Annotated in this window: 9 protein-coding genes, 2 pseudogenes and 1 riboswitch; all 11 genes and pseudogenes read left to right on the top strand. The window is 34.0% G+C overall.

Features of this window, described 5'->3' with window-relative positions; translation table 11 throughout:
* The first annotated feature begins 41 nt into the window (after positions 1–41).
* Positions 42–1,813, top strand: a pseudogene (locus THEWI_RS15655) (IS1634 family transposase).
* A 214-nt stretch (positions 1,814–2,027) separates the two neighbouring features.
* Positions 2,028–3,071, top strand: coding sequence for an IS30 family transposase (locus tag THEWI_RS10195; protein ID WP_014062608.1), 1,044 nt, complete (start codon positions 2,028–2,030; stop codon positions 3,069–3,071).
* A gap of 297 nt (positions 3,072–3,368) precedes the next feature.
* Positions 3,369–3,479, top strand: a riboswitch (SAM riboswitch).
* Between the two features lie 67 nt (positions 3,480–3,546).
* Positions 3,547–4,830 (top strand): homoserine dehydrogenase, encoded by a 1,284-nt coding sequence (locus THEWI_RS10190; protein WP_014063357.1) that lies wholly within the window; start codon positions 3,547–3,549, stop codon positions 4,828–4,830.
* A 27-nt stretch (positions 4,831–4,857) separates the two neighbouring features.
* Positions 4,858–6,141: a homocysteine synthase gene (locus tag THEWI_RS10185; protein WP_014063356.1), complete on the top strand. Its 1,284-nt coding sequence runs from the start codon at positions 4,858–4,860 to the stop codon at positions 6,139–6,141.
* Between the two features lie 20 nt (positions 6,142–6,161).
* Positions 6,162–7,262, top strand: a complete 1,101-nt coding sequence (metX, locus tag THEWI_RS10180; RefSeq protein ID WP_003871217.1) for a homoserine O-acetyltransferase MetX — start codon at positions 6,162–6,164, stop codon at positions 7,260–7,262.
* A 99-nt stretch (positions 7,263–7,361) separates the two neighbouring features.
* Positions 7,362–8,489, top strand: coding sequence for a Gfo/Idh/MocA family protein (locus tag THEWI_RS10175; protein WP_014063355.1), 1,128 nt, complete (start codon positions 7,362–7,364; stop codon positions 8,487–8,489).
* Between the two features lie 15 nt (positions 8,490–8,504).
* Positions 8,505–9,914, top strand: a complete 1,410-nt coding sequence (locus THEWI_RS10170; RefSeq protein WP_014063354.1) for an RsmF rRNA methyltransferase first C-terminal domain-containing protein — start codon at positions 8,505–8,507, stop codon at positions 9,912–9,914.
* A gap of 25 nt (positions 9,915–9,939) precedes the next feature.
* Positions 9,940–10,497 (top strand): IS607 family transposase, encoded by a 558-nt coding sequence (locus tag THEWI_RS10165; RefSeq protein ID WP_014063353.1) that lies wholly within the window; start codon positions 9,940–9,942, stop codon positions 10,495–10,497.
* 16 nt (positions 10,498–10,513) lie between these two features.
* Positions 10,514–11,946 (top strand): annotated as a pseudogene (locus THEWI_RS10160) (IS200/IS605 family accessory protein TnpB-related protein).
* A gap of 146 nt (positions 11,947–12,092) precedes the next feature.
* Entirely contained in the window at positions 12,093–13,052 is a 960-nt protein-coding gene (gene corA, locus THEWI_RS10155; protein WP_004404430.1) for a magnesium/cobalt transporter CorA, read from the top strand.
* A 105-nt stretch (positions 13,053–13,157) separates the two neighbouring features.
* Positions 13,158–21,824 (top strand): glycoside hydrolase family 94 protein, encoded by an 8,667-nt coding sequence (locus tag THEWI_RS10150; protein WP_014063352.1) that lies wholly within the window; start codon positions 13,158–13,160, stop codon positions 21,822–21,824.
* Positions 21,825–21,902: the final 78 nt, after the last annotated feature.

Genomic DNA, 21,902 nt, shown 5'->3' with positions numbered 1-21,902 from the left:
ATATAATCCTTCGTATTACAAGATTGTTGAGGTGTTTAAACTTGTATCTTAAAAAAAGTACGAACCGTAAAACAGGCAGAACTTATTTGTCAATTGTTAATAGTTATTATGATAAGCAAACTAAGCAATCTCGTACGTCCACAGTCCGCTCTCTTGGTTATCTGGATGAACTTCTAAAAGAATATGATGATCCAATTGCTTTTTTTACTGAAGAAGTTCGTAAGATGAATGAGAAGAATAATAACGAGAAGCTTTCTATTAATCTCCAGCTTTCTTTAAATGAATCTATGGATTCTAATTATAATGCTCGCAAGAATTTTGGCTATACTGCTTTGAGTAAAATTTATCATGAACTTGGAATAGATAAATTTATAAGAAACAGGCAACGACATTCAAATGAAAAATATGATGCAAATGCCATCATGAAACTACTGGTATTCTCCCGCTTGCTTTATCCTGCTTCTAAGAAAAAAACTTATGAAAACAAAGATATGTTCTTTGAAAAATTTGATTTTTCTTTGGATGATATATATAGAAGCCTTTCTCTGTTTAGTAAACACAGTGATGCTCTTCAGCTTTGGCTTCATGAACGTATTAAATCTTTGTATAATCGCAATACGGAGCTTGTTTATTATGATGTTACAAATTATTATTTTGAAATTGATAAGCAGGATAACCTTAGGAAAAAAGGTGTTTCAAAAGAACATCGTCCTGACCCTATTGTACAGATGGGATTATTTATGGACACAAATGGTATACCCATTACATATAAGCTTTTTCCTGGGAATGCTCCGGATAAAACTACTTTGATTCCCGCCTTAAGTAGAATTCAACGTGAGTATTCTTTAGGCAGAATTATTGTAGTAGCAGACAAAGGGTTAACTACTGGAGATAATATTTGGTACATTCTATCAGCTAAAAATGGTTATGTATTAAGCTATTCTATTCGTAGTGCAGACAAGGATTTTCAAGACTATGTTCTTGATGAAAATGGATATATCGACAAAGGTGATGGTTTTAAAATTAAATCAAGGCTTTATCCAAGAGAAATACAAGTAACTGCAACAAACGGGAAAAAGATAAAAAGGTAGTGGATGAAAGACAGGTTATTTTCTATAGTCCTAAATATGCAGCAAAAGCTAAGCAAGATCGTGAAGCTGCATTAATTAAAGCGATGGATTTGATTAAAAATCCTGCAAAATACAATAAATCAACAGCATATGGTGCTTTAAAATACGTAAAAAACCTTGCATTTGACCCTAATACCGGTGAAATATTGGAAAGTGTTCGTCAACATTTAGTTTTCGATGAAGAAAGATTACGTGAAGAGGAAAAGTTTGACGGTTACTATGCTATTGTTACCAGTGAATACAAAGAACCCCCTGAGAAAATCATTGAAATGTACCGTGGGCTTTGGAAGATAGAAGAATCTTTCAAGGTAACGAAAAGTGATTTTGAGAGTAGACCGGTTTATTTATCATTAAAGGATCACATTGATGCTCATTTTCTGACATGTTTTATATCACTTGTAATTGCAAGGATACTGGAGCATAGATTAAAGGGAAAATATTCTGTATCAGAGATACTTGAGAGCTTGAGAAGAGCATCTTGTAGTCATATTAAGGAGAATTATTATCTTTTTGACTTTTATAATGATGTTCTTGAGGATATAGGTAAAGAGTTAAGTATTGATTTTAGTAAAAAATTTATGAGAGCTGGGAGAGATATTACAATCTATAGGATATGCCCCAATTACTTATTATTTTCTTGGAAACTCCCAAGTTTGCCGTTTCCTCTTTACATATTATATTAAAACATGGCTGCGATGTATTTACTGTTTTTGCTGCACCTGATAAGTATTATACAATATTATTATACCACTAAAAAAAATCGGCGTATATTAAAATTTAGAAAAAATTTAAGGTTAGTTGTATAATTAAATGCAACAGATAAAAAAATAGAAACCATAGTGAAAATCATGTATGATATAGGTGTCAAATCAACATCATACAAGGAGGATTTTCACTATGGTTCATAATAATTGTACCACAAAAAAGCGTTCTTTTAAACACTTAAGTAGCTATGAACGAGGAGAAATCTATGCATTACTCAAGGAAGGAAGGAGTATTCGGTATATTGCTAAAAAACTTAATCGATCTCCAAGTACCATAAGCCGTGAAATTAAACGTGGAACTACTACACAACTTAGAAGTGATTTGTCTTCTTATACAAGCTATTTCCCTGAAACTGGTCAGGCTGTCTACGAAAAAAATCGTTCAAATTGTGGAGCTAAATTTAAAGCAGCTAAAGCAGAAGATTTTTTGAAATATGCTGAAAATAAAATATTACATGAAAAATGGTCGCCGGATGCAGTTGTAGGTTATTGTAAGAAGGACCCAAGCTGGAATAATAAAACCATTGTTTGTACTAAAACACTCTACAACTATATAGATAGAGGATTATTAAAAGTTAAAAACATTGATTTACCTTTAAAACTACGTTTAAAACCAAGGAAGAAGCAAAACCGTAAAAATAAACGTATTATGGGTAAAAGTATTGATTTTAGGCCTAAAGAAGTTGAAAGCCGTGAAGTTTTTGGACATTGGGAAATAGATACGTTAATTGGCAAGAAGTCTAATGACAAGGTCCTTTTGACATTAACAGAGCGTAAGACTCGCCATGAAATAATACTTCTTTTAGATGCAAAAGACAGCAAATCTGTTAAAGATGCACTATCAAAATTAAAAGATATATTTGGTGATAATTTAAACAAAGTATTTAAAACCATAACATCTGATAATGGTACAGAGTTTAGTGATTTAGAAAGTACTCTTTTAGAATATGGGGTAGAAGTATATTATACACATCCATATTCATCTTGGGAAAGAGCTACGAATGAACGACATAATGGTCTTATACGACGTTTTATCCCTAAAGGAAAAAGTATTAAAGATTTATCTATAGATACGATAAAGAGAGTAGAAAATTGGCTTAATAACCTTCCACGAAAATTGTTAAATTATAAAACACCTAAAGAATGCTTTTATGAGGAACTGGCAAAAATCTGTTAAGCCCATCTCTTATAAAGTATAGAGCTCGCTCGTGATTTGTCAAGGGGCAGGCTTCGCCTGACTTAAACCCTTGACAAATCACGACCTTCGCTCAATTTGTTAACTAAGATGGGCTTAAGGTTATATATGATTTGTCCCAAATCCTATATCTACATGATTTTCATTAAGTGTTGCATTTAATATTGCAATTTATAAAGAAAAAATTTAAGAAAGAGTACAAAAAAAGTTCTTGACTTTACAGTTTCAAAGTGATAACATAGATTACAACATGCAAAATTGAATATATTACACACAAACCTCTTATCAAGAGTGGTGGAGGGACTGGCCCGATGAAACCCGGCAACCGGCATTTATATGCGTCTGGTGCCAAATCCTGCAGGTTAGGGTGTCTAACCTGAGAGATGAGAGGAGTGGCGGATTATTAGGCCCTCTTCTCATTGAGAAGAGGGCCTAAAAATTTATTTGGAGGTGTGACATGAAAATAAAAATCGGATTATTAGGACTTGGAACAGTAGGAACAGGAGTATATAAATTGATAACTTCAAGAGGAGGTCATATAAGGGAGAGTACAGGGGTTTATCCTGAGATAAAGAAGATACTCGTGAAAAATCTCAATAAGCCAAGGAAAGTGAAGGTAGAAGGACTACTTACCCAAAATGCTGAAGAAATTTTGAAAGATAAAGAGATAAAAATAGTCATTGAAGCAATAGGAGGTATTTCTCCAGCTTACGAATATGTGAAGGAGGCTTTGTCTTCAGGGAAGCATGTAATCACTGCAAATAAAGAATTGATAGCTAAGCATGGAGAAGAATTAAATGAAATAGCAGAAAAGAATAGAGTATTTCTAAAATGTGAGGCAAGTGTAGGTGGGGCTATACCTATACTGCATCAAATTGATAGATTAAAAATTACAGATGAAATAGATTTTGTAGGCGGTATAATAAATGGCACTACTAATTATATTCTCACCAAAATGACTACTGAAGGTAGAAGTTATAAAGAAGCACTTAAAGAAGCCCAGCAATTAGGATATGCAGAAGCAAATCCCGATTATGACGTAAAAGGCTTTGATGCCCTTTATAAACTTGCTATATTAATGAGGAAAGTGTTCAATATAAACGTGCCAGTAAATTCTATAACCAGAAAAGGAATAGACGAAATCACGACTCAAGATTTAAATTACATCAATAAGTGGGGATATAAAATAAAATTATTTGCCTGGGGCCAAAAAGTCAAAGATGGCATCTTTGCAGGAGTGGAACCAGTTTTAGTCGAAGAAAATAATATTTTGTCAAGGATAAACGACGTAAATAATGCTATCATACTTAGAGGGGATAGTTTTGGTGAATATGTTTTTGCAGGAAAAGGTGCTGGAGAACTTCCTACAGGGGATGCTGTAGTGGCAGATTTAATTGATATATTGTTAAACTATGATATCAAAGATAATAAGAGGATAAACTTTCTTCCAATTCGTCAGGGAAGTTTTACAGATACTTTTTATATAAGGCTTGAAACTCATAAAGAAAATATTTTAGGTTTGAAAAAAGTTTTAAAGTTTTTAAAAGAACAAAAAGTATCAATTGTGGAATCTTCCTATGAAAACGGCACATTTACAGCTATTGTTAAAATGAAGAAAAGTGTTGAGACATTTACAGAAAAATTAGAAAAAATAACCGAGATAAAAACTATTTTTAAAGTTTTGCAAGAGGATATAACAGAAGAAGTAAGTAAATTTGAGGATTTTGTAGAAGTGATTTAAAAAAATTTTGTGAAAGGAGTTAAAAGTATGTCTAAAAAATATGGTTTTTCAACTTTGGCAATTCATGAAGGGTGGGAGCCTGACCCAACTACGGGAGCTGTAGCCCTTCCTATATATCAAACTTCTTCCTTTGCTTTTAAAAGTACACAACATGCTGCAGACCTCTTTGCCTTAAAAGAAGAAGGGTATATATATACTCGAATGATGAACCCCACAGTTGACGTTTTTGAAAAGAGAATAGCTGCATTAGAAGGTGGGGTAGGTGCCCTTGCTGTATCTTCAGGTCAAGCAGCTATAACGCTGGCAGTTACTAATATCGCAGGAGTAGGAGAGGAGATTGTATCTTCTACCAATCTTTATGGAGGGACTTATAATCTTTTTGCGACTACTTTGAAAAAGTTTGGTATAAATTTTAAGTTTGTGGACCCCAGTAATCCTGAAAACTTTAAAAGTCAAATAACAGATAACACAAAAGCTTTGTACGTTGAGACTATTGGCAATCCAAAGATTGACGTGGCTGACATTGAAAAAATAGCAGAAATTGCCCACACTGCAGGAATTCCTCTCATTGTAGATAATACTTTTGCAACTCCTTACCTTGCACGGCCTATCGAGTTTGGGGCTGATATAGTGGTACATTCGGCGACTAAATTTATAGGTGGACATGGGACTTCTATAGGTGGAGTTATAGTAGATTCTGGAAAATTTAATTGGGACAATGGAAAGTTTCCAGAACTTACAGAACCAGATCCAAGTTATCATGGTATAAGGTATGTAAAAGATGTAGGCGAAGCAGCTTATATTGTAAAAGCGAGGGTGCAGCTTTTAAGGGATTTGGGTACTGCTTTGAGTCCATTTAATGCATTTTTATTCGCACAAGGATTAGAGACTCTATCTCTTAGGATGGAAAGGCACAGTCAAAATGCTTTAAAAGTTGCAGAGTTTTTAGCTTCTCATCCCTACGTTTCGTGGGTGAATTATCCAGGACTTAAATCAAGTCCCTATTATGCTTTGGCACAAAAGTATTTGCCAAGAGGGCAAGGAGGAGTTTTGACTTTTGGCATAAAAGGTGGATTAAAAGCAGGCATTAAGTTTATAGAGAGTTTAAAATTATTTACTCATCTTGCTAATATAGGGGATGCAAAGTCTTTGGTTATACATCCAGCCAGCACGACCCATCAGCAGTTATCAAAAGAAGAACAGTTAGCTTCTGGTGTTACGGAGGATATGATAAGACTTTCTGTAGGGCTTGAAGACATAGAAGATATATTAGAAGACCTTGATAATGCCCTTTATGCATCGCAAGAATAGATAAGGAAAGGTTGATGTAAATGATAGTTGAGGAAAAAAAGGTTACACTAAAAGGGAAAAATATATTCACTACAGAAAGTGGATATAGCTTTGATGAACTTACTATTGTTTATGAAACTTATGGAAAATTAAATAAAGAAAAAAATAACGTGATACTTGTGGAACACGCTTTAAGTGGCAGTGCACATGCAGCAGGTATGCATCCTGGGAAAAATAACGTGGGCTGGTGGGACCCTTTAATTGGTCCGGGCAAGTATATTGATACAGATAAGTATTTTGTCATATGCTCTAACTTTCTTGGCAGTTGTTATGGAACGACAGGCCCTTCTTCTATAGACCCTAAAACAGGAAAACCTTACGGTTTAAGGTTTCCAAAAATTAATATAAGAGACATGGTGAGAGTGCAGAAACTTCTTCTAGATTATCTTGGCATAGACCGAATAAAAGTCGCTATTGGAGGGTCTATGGGAGGAATGCAGGCTTTAGAGTTGGCAGTGACATACCCGGATTTAGTGGATAAATCTATTGTCATAGCTGCTGATTATAAGCTTACTCCTCTTAATATTGCGTATAATCATGTAGGAATACAATGCATACTAAATGACCCACATTTTTACGGCGGTGATTACTATGATAAGCCCCATAAACCTGATAAAGGATTGAGCACTGCCAGAATGCTGGGAATGATAACCTACAAAAGTGGTGATTTATTTGACTATAGATTTGATAGGTTAAGAGATGAAAACAATTTTGAAGTGGAAAATTACCTCAACTATCATGGTTTGTCTTTTATAAACAGGTTTGATGCAAATTCATATTTATATATTTTATGGGCTATGAATGAACATGACATTACGAAGCCTTATGGTTCTTTGAAGATGGCACTTAAAAGGATTAAAGCGGAAATACTCATGATAGGGATAGATACAGATATGATTTTTCCTTCTAAGTACATGAGGGATTTCATTAAAAAACTTAATGCTTCAGGAGGGTGTGGCAAATTTGAAGAAATATCTTCAATGCAAGGTCATGACTCTTTTTTGGTGGATATAGATAAGATTGGACCTATTATTTCGGATTTTATAGAAGAAACATACAATAAAGAAATGGTTTGTGTATAATTGTAAAAGAACAGTCCCTTTTAAAAGGGGTTGTTCTTTTTTATGCTTTATTAATGTTATAATTAAAATATATCGTAATTTTATAAAGAGGTGATTTTGATGTCAAAAAAAGAAATAAAACTTGGCTTTATAGGGCTTGGCTTTATTGGGACAATCCATTCTATAGCTTGTTTTTCAATGCCTTTAATATTTAAAAACCTTCCTTTTGAAGTGAAACTTGGACCTGTGTACAAGAATAACATAGAAGATATACCACATTTTTTTGAAAAAGGTGTAAAAAGTATTGAAGAAATGTTGGAAGAGGGCGGCCTTGATGCTGTCGACATATGTACCCCTAATTACCTTCATTATGAACAGGCGATGAAAGTGATAGAAAAAGGCATTCCATTATATCTTGAGAAGCCAATAGGAGTTAACGGCAAAGAAGCCTATGAAATAATGGAAAAGGCAAAAGAAAAAAGGATAATACATCAAACAGCTTTAATGTACAGGTTTATGCCTGCGGTAAACCAAGCAAGGGATATGATAAAAAATGGTGAGATAGGTGAAATTTTAAATTTTAAGGCGTTGATGCTTCATTCGGGCTATATGGACCCTAAAAGGCCTATGTCTTGGAAAATGAAAAAAGCTACTTCTGGCGGTGGAGCAATAGTTGACATGGGGATACACCTTGTGGATGCAGTAAGATTTATGATGGGAGAAATAAAGTCTTTAAGAGCAAATTCTAAGACATATTTTAAAAAAAGGCCTGTATCCAAAGGCTCTTATATTTATGAGGAAGTAGATGTAGATGACTGGACAAATGTAGAAGTGGAAATGGAAAATGGAGGATGGGGAAGCATCGAAGCTTCAAGGATATCTCCCGACCTTGAAGAAGAAACTATATTTGAAATATACGGAACAAAAGGATCAATAAAAATATTCACGAGACAGCCACGTTATGCAGTATTATACAAAAAGCAAGAAAACGTCCAAATAATCGGCCATTATGATAAAAAAAGTAAATTTAGCGAGTATGTGGAGTCAATATATCCTCCAGAAAAGTATTCTCTTGGATGGATGGTAGATTTACATATGGCAAGCCTTATAAACTTTTTTACAAATATTGTAGAAAATAAAATTATCTACAGTGAGACGCCGACTTTTGACGAGGCCTATAAAGACCAATTGATTTTGGATAAAATATTATTATCAGCGGAAAACAAGGGAGAAATTATTAAATTATAAGATAGGGGTCAGGAAATGAAAATTACAGTAAAAGAAGAGTTTTTGAAGAAAATGGAGCAATTACTTAAAGAAGAGTATGAAGATTTTTTAAAGGAATACGACAAAAAGCCTCAAAAAGGATTAAGAGTGAATACATTAAAAATCGGCGTAGAAGAGCTTAAAAGAATTGTCCCTTTTGAGATAACCCCAATTCCTTGGTGCCCAACTGGGTTTTATTATGATAAAGAAGAAAAGGCAGGCAACCATTTGTACCATATTTTGGGGCTTTACTATATTCAAGAACCGACGGCAATGGCAGTTGTGGAGGTATTAGATCCTAAGCCAGGAGAAAAGATTCTCGATGTAAGTGCAGCACCGGGAGGTAAAACCACCCACATAGCTACAAAAATTGGCGATGAGGGAATAATTGTTGCTAATGAAATAGATAAAAAAAGAATAAAAGCATTGGTAGAAAATGTAGAGAGAATGGGGATAAGAAATATTGTCATAACAAATGAAACTCCTGAAAAGTTGACTACTGCGTTTGAAGGATATTTTGATAAAATTTTGGTAGATGCTCCTTGCTCAGGAGAGGGAATGTTCAGAAAAGACCCTACAGCGAGAAAAATTTGGTCTTTAAATAATGTGATAAGTTGCTCCATAATACAAAAAAATATACTTAGAAATGTAGCGTCGTTATTAAAACCGGGCGGTATTTTAGTTTATTCTACTTGCACTTTTTCCCCAGAAGAAAACGAAGGGGTCATAAAAAAATTTTTAGAAGAACGTCCTGAGTTTGAAGTTGAAGAAAGTGAACTGAGCAAATATTTCGACAGAGGACATCCCGAATGGGTGACAGGTCCTTTAGAGTTAAAAAAGTGTATGAGATTGTGGCCCCACAAAGTTAGAGGAGAAGGACATTTTATTGCGAAACTGAGAAAAAAAGAGGCAGATGTGCCAGACTCCAGATTTAAAAAAGCAAAGGGCAAAAGAAAACAAAAAGAATTACAATTATTTTACGATTTTGCTGATAAATATCTTAGTTTAGACTTAGATAATTTAAATATTGAAGTGCATAATGATTTTGTCTACCATGTACCAGAGGGTTTACCGGATTTGAGTAATATAAAGGTGTACAGATACGGTTGGCAGTTGGGAGAGCTTAAGAAAAACAGGTTTGAGCCTTCTCACTGGTTGTCAATGGGGATTAAAACTTCTCAAGCTAAAAGACATTTGGAGTTAACAAAAGAGCAAAGAGAAAAATATTTAAACGGCGAAACTTTTGAATTGGACTTAGAAGATGGATGGATTCTTTTTACTATAGAAGGATTTCCTGCAGGATGGGGCAGAATTGCAAAAGGGGTAGTTAAAAATTATTATCCTAAGTGGCTTAGAGATATAGAAGTATGGGAGGATACAACAGTTGAAATTAATAGTAAAAAATGATATAATTTTAAATAGGTGATAATAAATGTTATTAACTATAAAAAAGGTTAAAGAGCTGTACAATATAAGTAGAATTACTTTAATAAACTGGGAAAAAGAAGGATTAATAACTCCTGTTAGGACACCGAAAGGAAGAAGAAGATACAAAAAAGAAGACATTGAGAAGTTATTAGGTATGTTAGAAGAAAAGCCGAAATCCAAAGTAGTTTTGTATGCAAGAGTGTCCACAAAGAAACAAGAAGAATATCTTAAGAATCAAATTAGAAGACTTGAAGAATATGCCAAGTCTCAAGGATGGCAGTATGAAGTTATACATGAGATAGCAAGTGGAGTAAATGAAAACAGGAGAGGACTATTAAAACTTTTAAATAAAATCAAAAGAGGAGAAGTTGAAAAAGTTGTAATAGAATATCCTGATAGGCTAGCGAGGTTTGGTTTTGAATATCTCAAATTTTTCATGGAAAGCTTTGGGGTGGAACTTATAGTTTTAAACGGGAAAGAAAACGAGGAAGATGCAAATAAAGAGCTAGCAGAAGACTTAATAGCAATAGTAACATCTTTTGCAGCAAGAATTTATGAATAAATGGGTGGCAAAAAGCATGATAGTAATACAGGCTAAACTCATTTTTCTAAATCAAGAAGGCAAACAAATAGTATTAAACTTAATGAGAAGATGGTCATCCTGCATGAGATTTGCATATAAAAGGTTTCTAGAAGGCTATGATAGAAACACACAGGGACCTTCAGGGGATGTTTGCCTTAAACTCAAGGTATGTAGATGATGCAGTAATGAAAGCAAGAGGTGTATTAGAATCATCCAAAGAATTAAGGAGTAATCCAAAGAAAGTCATTTTTGGAGGAAGAGACTTATTTAGAAAACTTCAAAAGCGCCATACAAATGGGAAAGAATATCAAAAGCTAAGAACAAAGTGGCAAGAGAAGAGAAAAGGAAATCTCTATTCAAGAGGGGATAAAAGCAAAAAAGGAAATCTCAACACAAGGATAGAAGTAAAAGAAAATGGCACTTTCTTAAGGATAAATGTAGGGGAAAGAAAATATGTCTATGCCAGAATAGAAGCAGGATATAAAAAGAATAAGAGAAGAGAAGAGCTCCTTCAGGAAATCGCTGAATCAAACATACCCTACTCTGTAGAATTAAAACTCAAAAATGGCAATATATACGCCTATTTTGCTGTGGAAGAAGAATACCCAGAAATAAAAATAACAAAAGAAAAAGGAGCCATAGGGATAGATATAAATGCATATCCGTACAACATATCATGGGTAGAAGTAAATGAAAAAGGGAATCTAATAAACTATGGCAGTATACCAATGCCAGAGCTTGCAAGCGGAAATAAAAACAAAAAAGAATATTACAGATGGCAGTATGCTCACAAGATAGTAAAAATAGCAAAAAAAGAAAGGAAAAGCAATTGTAATTGAAGAATTAGAAATAAAAGAAAAAGGCAAAAGAGGGGACTTTTCAGGGAGAAAATCAAGAAGGATAAGACATAATTTTAGCTATAAATCACTTCTTTCAAAAATAAAAACATTAGCAAGAAGAGAAAGGATAGAAGTAATAGAAGTCAATCCTTCTTACACCTCAATAATAGGGATGTTAAAATATGCACCGCAGTATATGATAACAAAAGATATAGCAGCGGCCTATGTAATAGCAAGAAGGGGATTAGGACTACAAGAAAAGATACCAGATAATTATATAAAGTTTCTCAATACATTAACTGTAGATGAATTAGAAGAATTAAAAGAGCATGTAAAGAAAACAGTCAAAAACAAGCATTTAAAGAAAAAGCATTTAAGAGAGATAAATAGAGCAATAAAATTTTTACAAAGCCTTGAGAGTGAGTCAGGAAGGGTACTAAAACCTCTGGATGGAACAAGTTTTAGTGCCTATGATTTCTGGCGAGTTCTCAAGGTAGCGGTGGTAACTCCACTCTCCCCTGAGAAGGTCTTAAGAGACTTCTCTACCCTGAAGGGAGTATTAATTCAGGGTAAGTGGGGAGACCCGTAAGGGTGTGAGTTCCTGCTTCTTGGGGCAGGGGCTATGGCTTTCCCAAATACCGCCTGCTGGGGCTGGGAAAGTCTGAAAGGCGGGCTACAAATACCCCAGCTATCTAAACTATACACTTTTGTACAGTTTGGGTAACCAGGAATGAAATGATTAGGTGTTTATCATATTCACAAGGGGAAATTGTCAGTATTTCCCCTAATACTATTACAGAAAAAATTAACAATAAAAATCTTTTATGGGTTGATTTAGAAAACCCAACTGATTCTGAAATCAAAATATTAAGCGATGTTTTTAAGTTTCATCCTCTTACTATAGAAGATTGTCTCCATAGGAAGCAGCGGTCTAAAGTAGAAAACTACAAAGATTATTACTTTATAGTAATGAATGTTTTTAAAGGGAGAAAATTGGAAGAGGAATTTAGAATTTCAGAAATTTTTCTTTTTGTTTCTCAAAATTATATTGTTACAGTTCATTGGGGTAATATGGAAGTTGTGAATACTGTTTATGAAAAAGCAAAGAGCGCAGCGAATATTTTTGAGAGAGGAATTGATTTTTTGCTTTATAATCTTGCAGATGAAATTATAGATGATTATTTTCCTATTGTAGATGAAGTGGGAAATAAAATTGATGAAATTGAAGCAGAAATTTTTGAAAAAGAGAGTAAAGAAATTCAAAGTAAGATATTTCTTCTAAAAAAGAACATGTTGAAATTGAGAAAAATCATAACAGCGCAAAGAGAGGTTTTAAATACGCTTTTAAGGCATGACTTCGTTATAATAAAAGAAGAAAACAAATTGTACTTTATGGACGTTTATGACCATATAATGCGCTTGTTTGACTTTATTGATACTTACTATGACCTTCTCACTGGTACTTTAGACCTTTATATGTCTTACATATCAAATAGAATGAATGGGGTTATGAAGACTCTTACAATTATAGCGACTATAATTATGCCTCTAACCCTTATTACTGGTATCTATGGGATGAACTTTAAAAATATGCCTGAACTTAATACAGAATATGGTTATTTTGTTACTCTGGCGGTTATGGGAATTATAGCTTTTGCAGAAATTTTGTATTTTAAAAGAAAGGGATGGTGGTAATAAAAGCCTAAATATTAGGGGCTTTTATTTTTTTATGCTTTAAAATTTCAAACTTGAGGGAATAATATTTTTAGCACTAAATTGCAGTGAGGGAGTTGACATACTATGGAGTATGTGTTGATAGGAGCTATCTTGCTTTTAATAGCCGCGTTTGTTGTACATATTTCAAAAAAGCCTACATGGGGTAAGGAAGATTCTATAGGAGATTTTGACGATATTATTTTAAGTTCGGAGGAAATGGAAAAACATGCAGCAGAAATAGCGCAGAATCACAACATAATGAAGAGAACTAAATTATCCTATTTGCTAATTCCGCGGATGAATAAAAACTACAACTACATAAAGAATGTTTACAGAAATTTGAACAGCATTTTAAAAGAAGAGGATGTCTATATTTCTCAAGAAGAGGAGTGGTTGTTAGATAACTTTTATATAATCGAAGAGCAAGTTAAGGAAATAAGGAAAAGTTTGTCAAAAAGTTATTATTCGGGACTTCCAGGGCTTAAAAATGGTTTATTCAAAGGTTACCCAAGAATATATGCTATAGCCTTTGAGCTAGTTCTTCACACTGATGGGAAAATTGATGAAAAAGCCATAATTAATTTTATAAAGGCTTATCAGACAAAGGCTTTGCTTTCCAGCTCTGAGCTGTGGGCTTTAAGCCTTATGATACGTATTGCTTTGGTGGAGAAAATAAAAAAGATTTGCGAGAAAATTGTAGAAACTCGCCACCAAAGGGAAAAAGCAGAAAAGATACTCACATTGCTTTTGGAAAAAGAAATGAAATATGAAGAAGTGAAAAAGCTTATAAGGGAAAACATTAATGTTGCGGATAGATTTCCTCTTCAATTTATTGAACATTTGGTGAGTAGACTTAGAAAAGAAGGGAGTAATTCTGCTCACGTTATACAGTCTATAGAAAAGATTTTGATGGAATATGACACTAGCATTAACGATGTAGCAGAAAAGGCACATCAAATACAGGCAAAAAGGCAAATTTCTATAGGCAATGCTATTACCAGCTTAAAAACTGTTTCTTCTCTTGATTGGGCACAAATTTTTGAAAGTTTGAGTTCTGTAGAGCAAGTTTTGAGGCAAGACCCGGATGGTACATATCCTAAGATGGATTTTGAATCAAGAGATTATTACAGGCATGAAATAGAAAAAATAGCCAAATATTATAATACTTCAGAAACTTATGTTGCTAAAAAGGCGATTGAATGTGCAAAGGAAGTGACAGAACAAGAGGGAAAACTAGGGTATATAAACCATGTAGGATTTTACCTTGTAGGCAAAGGAAGAAGTATTCTTGAAAATAAGCTGAGTAACAAATCAAAAAGGACAATAAGCTGGGGAAAAATTGCCAAAAAATCTCCAGAGACTTTGTATGTAGGTTTAATTTTAATCTTCCTATTGGTGGAGGAGTTTTTTGCATTAAAATATATAGCAAATTTTTCTAATAAATGGGGGCTATTATTTATCTCTGGTGTAATTCTTCTAATACCTTTTAGTGAAATGTCAGTTCAATTAGTAAATTGGATTTTAGTGCATATTTTTAAGCCAGTAGTATTGCCAAAAATTGAGTTAAAAGAAGGTATTCCTGAAGATGCTAAGACAATGGTAGTTATTTCTTCTCTTTTGCCAGATGAAAAAAGGACAAAAGAGCTGATTGAAAACCTTGAGGTGTATTATCACGCCAACAGAGAAAAGAATTTGTATTTTGGCTTATTAGGGGATTTTAAAGACGCTCCTTTTGAGGTTATGTCGGAGGATGAGAAGATTGTAAAGTGTGCTTTGGAACAAATTGAAAAGTTAAACGAGAAATATTCTAAAAACGGCGAAAAGATATTTTACTATTTCCACAGAAAAAGAAAATACAATCAAATGCAAAAAAGCTGGATGGGCTGGGAAAGAAAAAGAGGAGCTCTTGTCGAATTTAATGAACTTTTAAGAGGGAAGGAAGATACGAGTTTTTATGTAGTTAGTGGAGATGTTGCCAAACTAAATATAAAATATGTAATAACTTTGGATGCAGATACAAATTTGCCTATTGATACTGCTAAAAAATTAGTAGGTACTATGTTGCATCCCTTAAACAAAGCAGTGATTGACAGAGATTATGGTGTAGTAGTAGAGGGATATGGACTATTGCAACCTAGAATAGGCATTGATATAGAAAGCGCAAATGCTACACTGTTTTCTAAAATCTATGCTGGAGAAGGCGGTATAGATCCATATACTACAGCAGTATCAGATGTTTATCAGGATTTGTTCGGAGAAGGCATATATACAGGTAAAGGAATATACGATGTAGATGTATTTAGAGAACTTTTAAGAGATACTATACCGGATAATTCTATTTTAAGTCATGACCTTTTAGAAGGGTCCTTTGTTCGAACCGGTCTTGTCAGTGATATAGAATTGATTGATGGCTATCCTGCTAAATACAATTCCTATATCATGAGACTGCACAGATGGGTAAGAGGGGATTGGCAGTTATTGCCTTATTTGAAATCTAAAATAAAAAATAGAAAAGGAGAAATGGTAAAAAACCCCCTTTCTTTAATAACTAAATGGAAAATTATAGACAACCTAAGAAGAAGTGTTGTTTCAGTTGCCTTGATGCTAATACTATTTTTAGGATTTAGCCTTTTGCCGGGAAGCAGTTTTTTATGGTTAGGGGTTGCGATTTTAACTGTATTCTTCCCCATTCTACCTGCTTTAGTTGACACTATTTTTAAAGGCCAGTTCAGATACTATTGGGAAAAAAGACATAAAGCCGTGATAACAAGCATAGAAGCCGCTTTTTATCAATCATTACTTAATTTTGTGTTTTTACCCTATCAAGCTTATATGATGGCAGATGCAATAGTTAGAACACTGACGAGACTGTATATAACTCGAAAGAATTTATTAGAATGGGTTACGGCTGCTGACATGGAGAAGCGACTTAGAAATGACTTTGCAAGTTTTTTTAAAAGAATGTGGATAGTTTTAGTAGAGGGATTAGCATTAGTTGCATTAGTTATGTATTTTAAACCCCAAGATTTAATTGGGGCAATAGTGCTTTTTTTCCTTTGGGCAATTTCTCCCTACATTGCTTTTTATATAAGCCAGCCAATAATTCCAAAAGAAAAAACTGTGTCACAAGAGGAAATGGAGGAATTGCGCTTAATAACGAGAAAAACCTGGAGATTTTTTGAAGACTTTGTGACAGAAAGCCAGAATTATCTACCACCAGATAATTTTCAAGAAGATCCGCCTAATGGGATTGCGGAGAGAACGTCACCTACAAACATAGGACTTTACTTGGTTTCAGTAGTTGGAGCAAGAGATTTAGGCTATATAACCACAACTGAGATGGTAGAAAGAATCAAAAAAACCCTCACTACAATTGAAAAAATGGAAAAATGGAACGGCCATTTGTACAATTGGTACAATACGAGGACTTTAGAGCCTTTAAGGCCCTATTATGTGTCTACAGTCGATAGCGGAAATTTAGTAGGTTATTTGATTACAGTAAAGGAAGCAATAGGTGAATTTTTAAATAAACCTCTTATAGATATTGAATTGGCAAAAGGCTTAAAAGATACTATCAAAATGTTGAATATAGAAGGAATTACTGAAGATATTTTTAGAAACATTTTAAATAAAAAAACTTTAATGCCATCTGATTGGGAGGTATTCTTAAGTAAAATTAGTGAGAAACTTTCAAGTTCACAAAATGAGTTAGAAAATATTGAAAGGTTAAAGAGCATAATTGGGGCTTTAAAAAGGGAGATGAAAGAATTTTTAGTATGGACAGAATTTGATGAAAGTGAGAAATCAAAAGAGATTTTTAAAAGATATAAGGAGATTTTTGAAGAACATTCATCTCCAAAAGAATTGGAAAAAGTCTATAAAAACTATTTGTTAGAAATAGAAGAAGTTTTTGAAAAGGCTTCAGAAGAGGAGAAAGCTTTGTTAAAAAGTCAAAAAGATGAAGTTGCCCAGGCTCTTAAGAAAATTAAAAACTTGGAGGCAGAGATTGAAAATATAAAGAGTACAATTGAAAATTTGGTAGAAAAAACAGAGTTCAGGCATTTGTATGACGAAAAAAGACAATTATTCTCAATAGGGTACAATGTTGAAGAGGAAAAACTTACAAAGTCTTATTATGATTTGTTGGCTTCGGAAGCAAGGCAAGCAAGTTTTATTGCTATTGCAAAAAGAGAAATTGATAAAAAACATTGGTTTAAATTGGGCCGGATGCTTGCCATTGAAAATCGTTATAAAGGCTTGGTATCTTGGTCTGGAACGATGTTTGAGTACTTTATGCCCCTTTTAATAATGAAAAATTACCAAAATACTTTATTGGATGAAACTTATGCATTTGCTGTAAGAGTGCAAAAAAATTATGCTAAAGAATTAGGAATTCCATGGGGTATATCGGAGTCCGGATTTTACGCTTTTGACATAAATTTGAATTATCAGTACAAAGCTTTTGGAGTCCCAAGTCTAGGTCTTAAAAGGGGATTATCCCACGACAAAGTAGTAGCTCCTTATGGGTCTTTGCTGGCTATTGGAGTAGATGTAGAAGGGGTGCTACAAAACATAAGGTTCCTTAAAAAAGAAGGAGTTGAAGGGAAATACGGTTTTTATGAAGCGATAGATTATACACCAGAAAGAGTTCCTTTTGGCAAGAAAAGTGCGATAGTCAAAAGCTTTATGGCTCATCACCAAGGTATGGCTTTTGTGGCTTTAGACAATTTTATAAATAACAATATAATGCAAAAAAGATTTCATAAAGACCCAAGTATAAAAGCTACTCAAATATTATTACAAGAAAAAATGCCAATGTATTTAGATATAACGAGGGAAGAAAGAGAAGAAGCAAGAAAAATTCAAAAAGTTCGCAAAGAAGATGGAGACTTTGTAAGGGTTTTAGGAGAATCAAAAACTTGGCTGCCAGAGGTTCATATTTTATCGAGCGGAAGATATTTTGTAATGCTTACAGAAAAAGGGACAGGATACAGTAAAAATAACAAAGGTATTTTCTTGACAAGATGGAGGAAAGACTTGGCGCAAGATTTTGGTACTTTCATATTTGTTCAAAATATAAACTCTAATACTGTATGGTCAGCCACTTACGCTCCTTTTTACGAAAAAGGTCAGAATTACAGGGTTGTTTTCTCTGCAGATAAAGCAGAATACTTTAAAAGAGTTGGAAATATAGATACTCACTTAGAGATAGTCGTTTCACCAGAGGATGATGTGGAGATAAGGCGATTGACTTTAAAAAATCATAGTAAACATCCAAGAATGTTAGAAATTACAAGTTTTGGAGAAATTAGCTTAATAGACTTGCCAACAGATGTGGCACATCCTGCTTTTAATAAACTTTTTGTAAAAACAGAACTTTTAAAGGAAGAAGATGCAATTTTAGTCTGCAGAAGGCCGAGGGAACAAGGAAAAAATAAACTATGGGCTGTACACAAGGTAGCAGTTTTAAGTGGAGAAATTGTGGGAGATACTCAGTTTGAAACTGATAGAACAAAATTTATAGGAAGAGGAAGGAGTTTAAAAAATCCAATTGCTTTAGAAGCTGATCAACCCCTTTCCAATACAGAAGGAGCAGTCCTCGATCCTATTGTAAGTTTAAGGAAAAGAATAAAAGTAATGCCAGGAGAAGTAGCAAAAATAGTATACATTTCTGCAATAACTGAAACTAAGGAGGAAGCCGTAAAAATTGCTGCAAAATATAAAGAGGAAAATGTAGTAGAAAGAGCTTTTGAAATGTCGTGGACAAGAAGTAGGGTAGAATTAGATTACCTTAATTTAAAACCCAGAGAATTAGGCCTATTGCAAAGAATGTTGGCTCACATTTTATTTGTGAGTCCTCAGCGTAAAGTTAGAGAAGAGATGATTTTGAAAAATGCAAAAGGTCAATCTGGACTGTGGGCATATGGGGTTTCAGGAGATTTGCCAATTGTGTTAGTAGAGATAGAAAAGATGGAAGAAATAGAAATAGTAAAATGGTTTTTAAAAGCTTATGAATATTGGAAAATGAAAGGGGTAAATATTGACCTTGTTATATTAAATAAAGATAAAAGCGGTTATCTCCAACCCTTACATGATAAGATAAAAGAATTAATTAATACCACCTTTTCTTATGACATTTTTGGCAAATACGGAGGAGTATATTTGTTACAGCAAAATAATTTAAAAGAAGAAGATATATATCTTTTAAATACTGCTGTTGCCCTTAAATTTGATGGGGGAAATGAATCTATTTACGACCAGATAATGATTAAAGAGACAAAAAACACTCCAAAACTTAAAAATTGGGTCAAAAAAGTACAAAATTTTGAAGAAATCAAATTAGAAGAATTACCATTAGATTATTACAATGGTTTTGGAGGGTTTAGCTATGATGGTAAAGAGTATATTATAAAATGGGAAGGTAAAAGTACTCCTGCTCCTTGGATAAATGTGATTTCCAACTCTTCTTTTGGTTTTCAGGTGTCAGAGGTAGGAGCAGGGTATACTTGGGCAGAAAACAGTAGGGAATACAAATTGACCCCATGGTACAATGACCCTGTTGTAGACCCCCATGGAGAGGTAATTTATTTGACAGATGAAGAAACAGGGGACAGATGGTCAATTACTCCTTTACCTGCTGGTAAAGCAAAAGTTCATTATATAAAACATGGTTTTGGGTATACTTCATTTGAAACAATATGCTGTGGGTTAAGCCAACAGTTAAAGATGTTTGTAGCAAAGGAAGATTCTATAAAGATAAATTTAGTTACCATCAAAAATTTAGGGAATGAAAACAGGAAACTTACAGTATCTTATTACATAAGGCCAGTTTTAGGAGTTACTGATGAGATTACTTTTCCGTATCTATTTACAAAGTACGATGAAAAAATAGGAGCATTAATGATTAAAAATGTGTACAATGAAGATTTTGCTAACAGATTAGCATTTTTGTCTGCTTCAGAAAAGATAAATTCATTTACAGGCGACAGGGCAGAGTTTATAGGAGTTGCTTCAAGTTTAACTTCACCCCAAGCATTAGAATATGAGGCTCTATCAAATTCTACAGGAATACCATTAGACCCCTGTGCTGCCATACAATTTCATGTAGAAATAAAAGCTAAAGAAGAAAAACAATTTACAATCTTATTAGGACATGGTAAAAACGAAGAAGAAGTAAAAAGGTTGATTTTAAAATATGCAAATGCTGAAAATTGTCAGAATGAATTCCAAAGAGTCCAAGAATTTTGGCAAGAGCTTCTAAGAAGGATACAGGTTAAAACTCCTGACAAGTCAATGGATTTACTTGTAAATGGATGGCTGCCTTATCAAACAATTGCATGTAGATTGTGGGCAAGGTCAGCTTTTTATCAATCGGGAGGAGCTTATGGCTTTAGAGACCAATTGCAGGATGCTATGAATATGGTATATCTAGAGCCAGAATTTACAAAAAATCAAATAATCAATGCGTGCCAGCACCAGTTTGTTGAGGGAGATGTGCAGCATTGGTGGCACCCTGTATTAAACAAAGGCATAAGAACAAAGTTTTCTGATGACTTGTTATGGCTTTCTTACGCAACAGCTGAGTATATAGAAAAGACAGGAGATTGGTCTATACTGGACATAGAAGTAAATTATTTAGAAGATTTGCCTTTAAAAGATGAAGAGGAAGAAAGATATTCAACACCTCGCATATCTGAAACAAAAAGCACAGTGTATGAACACTGCGTAAAAGCTATAGACTATTCGTTAAAATTTGGAGAGCATGGTTTGCCTTTGATGGGGTCTGGTGACTGGAATGACGGAATGAATAAGGTAGGAAATAAAGGAAAGGGAGAAAGTGTATGGTTAGGATGGTTTTTGTATACTATTCTTAAAAAGTTTTTGCCCATATGCGAAGCTAAAAAAGATGAAGAACATGCAAAAAAATATCAGGAAGTAGCTAACAAATTAATAAAAGCTATAGAAGAAAATGCGTGGGATGGCAGTTGGTACAGAAGAGCCTATTTTGATGATGGGACACCTCTAGGTTCTGCAGACAATTCAGAATGTAAAATTGACTCTATATCACAGTCTTGGGCTGTGATATCTAAAGCTTCTAAAGATATTAGAGCAAAAGAGGCAATGAAGGCAGTTATAAATTATTTGGTCAATGAAGAAGAAGGGATAGTAAAGCTTTTAGCACCTCCCTTTGATAACGGGGATTTAAATCCGGGGTATATAAAAGGATATGTCCCTGGAGTTAGAGAAAATGGCGGACAATACACTCATGCAGCAGCATGGGTAATACTCGCCTTTGCAGAGCTAGGAGAAGGAGATAAGGCATGGCAACTTTACGATATGATAAATCCTATAAATCACACCAGGACCCCCATTGAATGTATGAAGTACAAAGTAGAGCCCTATGTCATGGCGGCAGATGTGTATGCGGTAGAACCTCATGTAGGAAGAGGAGGTTGGACGTGGTATACAGGTGCAGCAGGTTGGATGTACAGAATAGCAGTTGAAAACCTCCTCGGCTTGAAAAAATACGGAGAAAAACTTATAATAGACCCTTGCATACCGAAAAATTGGGATAAATATGTGATAGAATATAACTATAAGAATACGAAATACCTAATAGAGGTAAGAAATCCCAATGGTGTTAACAAAGGTGTAAAAGAAGTATATATAGATGGGGAGCTTGTTACAGATAAGACTATTGATTTAACAAAGAAGGGAAATAGTCATCAGGTTTTAGTGGTAATGGGATAATAAGAAGCTATGACGACTTTTGTCATAGTTTCAATTTGTAGACAAACTTTCGTAAAGTAGATATTTTGCATAAGGAGC

The organism is Thermoanaerobacter wiegelii Rt8.B1, from assembly GCF_000147695.2.
In the GTDB taxonomy this organism is placed as follows: Bacteria; Bacillota; Thermoanaerobacteria; order Thermoanaerobacterales; family Thermoanaerobacteraceae; genus Thermoanaerobacter; species Thermoanaerobacter ethanolicus.
The sequence above is the reverse complement of the archived record's forward strand: the minus strand, read 5'-3'. Positions and strand labels throughout refer to the sequence as shown.

Coding starts and splice junctions, on each gene's coding strand:
- THEWI_RS10185 (WP_014063356.1), top strand. CDS start 4,858: ATGTCTAAAAAATATGGTTTTTCAACTTTGGCAATTCATGAAGGGTGG.
- metX (WP_003871217.1), top strand. CDS start 6,162: ATGATAGTTGAGGAAAAAAAGGTTACACTAAAAGGGAAAAATATATTC.
- corA (WP_004404430.1), top strand. CDS start 12,093: ATGATTAGGTGTTTATCATATTCACAAGGGGAAATTGTCAGTATTTCC.
- THEWI_RS10165 (WP_014063353.1), top strand. CDS start 9,940: ATGTTATTAACTATAAAAAAGGTTAAAGAGCTGTACAATATAAGTAGA.
- THEWI_RS10175 (WP_014063355.1), top strand. CDS start 7,362: ATGTCAAAAAAAGAAATAAAACTTGGCTTTATAGGGCTTGGCTTTATT.
- THEWI_RS10190 (WP_014063357.1), top strand. CDS start 3,547: ATGAAAATAAAAATCGGATTATTAGGACTTGGAACAGTAGGAACAGGA.
- THEWI_RS10170 (WP_014063354.1), top strand. CDS start 8,505: ATGAAAATTACAGTAAAAGAAGAGTTTTTGAAGAAAATGGAGCAATTA.
- THEWI_RS10150 (WP_014063352.1), top strand. CDS start 13,158: ATGGAGTATGTGTTGATAGGAGCTATCTTGCTTTTAATAGCCGCGTTT.
- THEWI_RS10195 (WP_014062608.1), top strand. CDS start 2,028: ATGGTTCATAATAATTGTACCACAAAAAAGCGTTCTTTTAAACACTTA.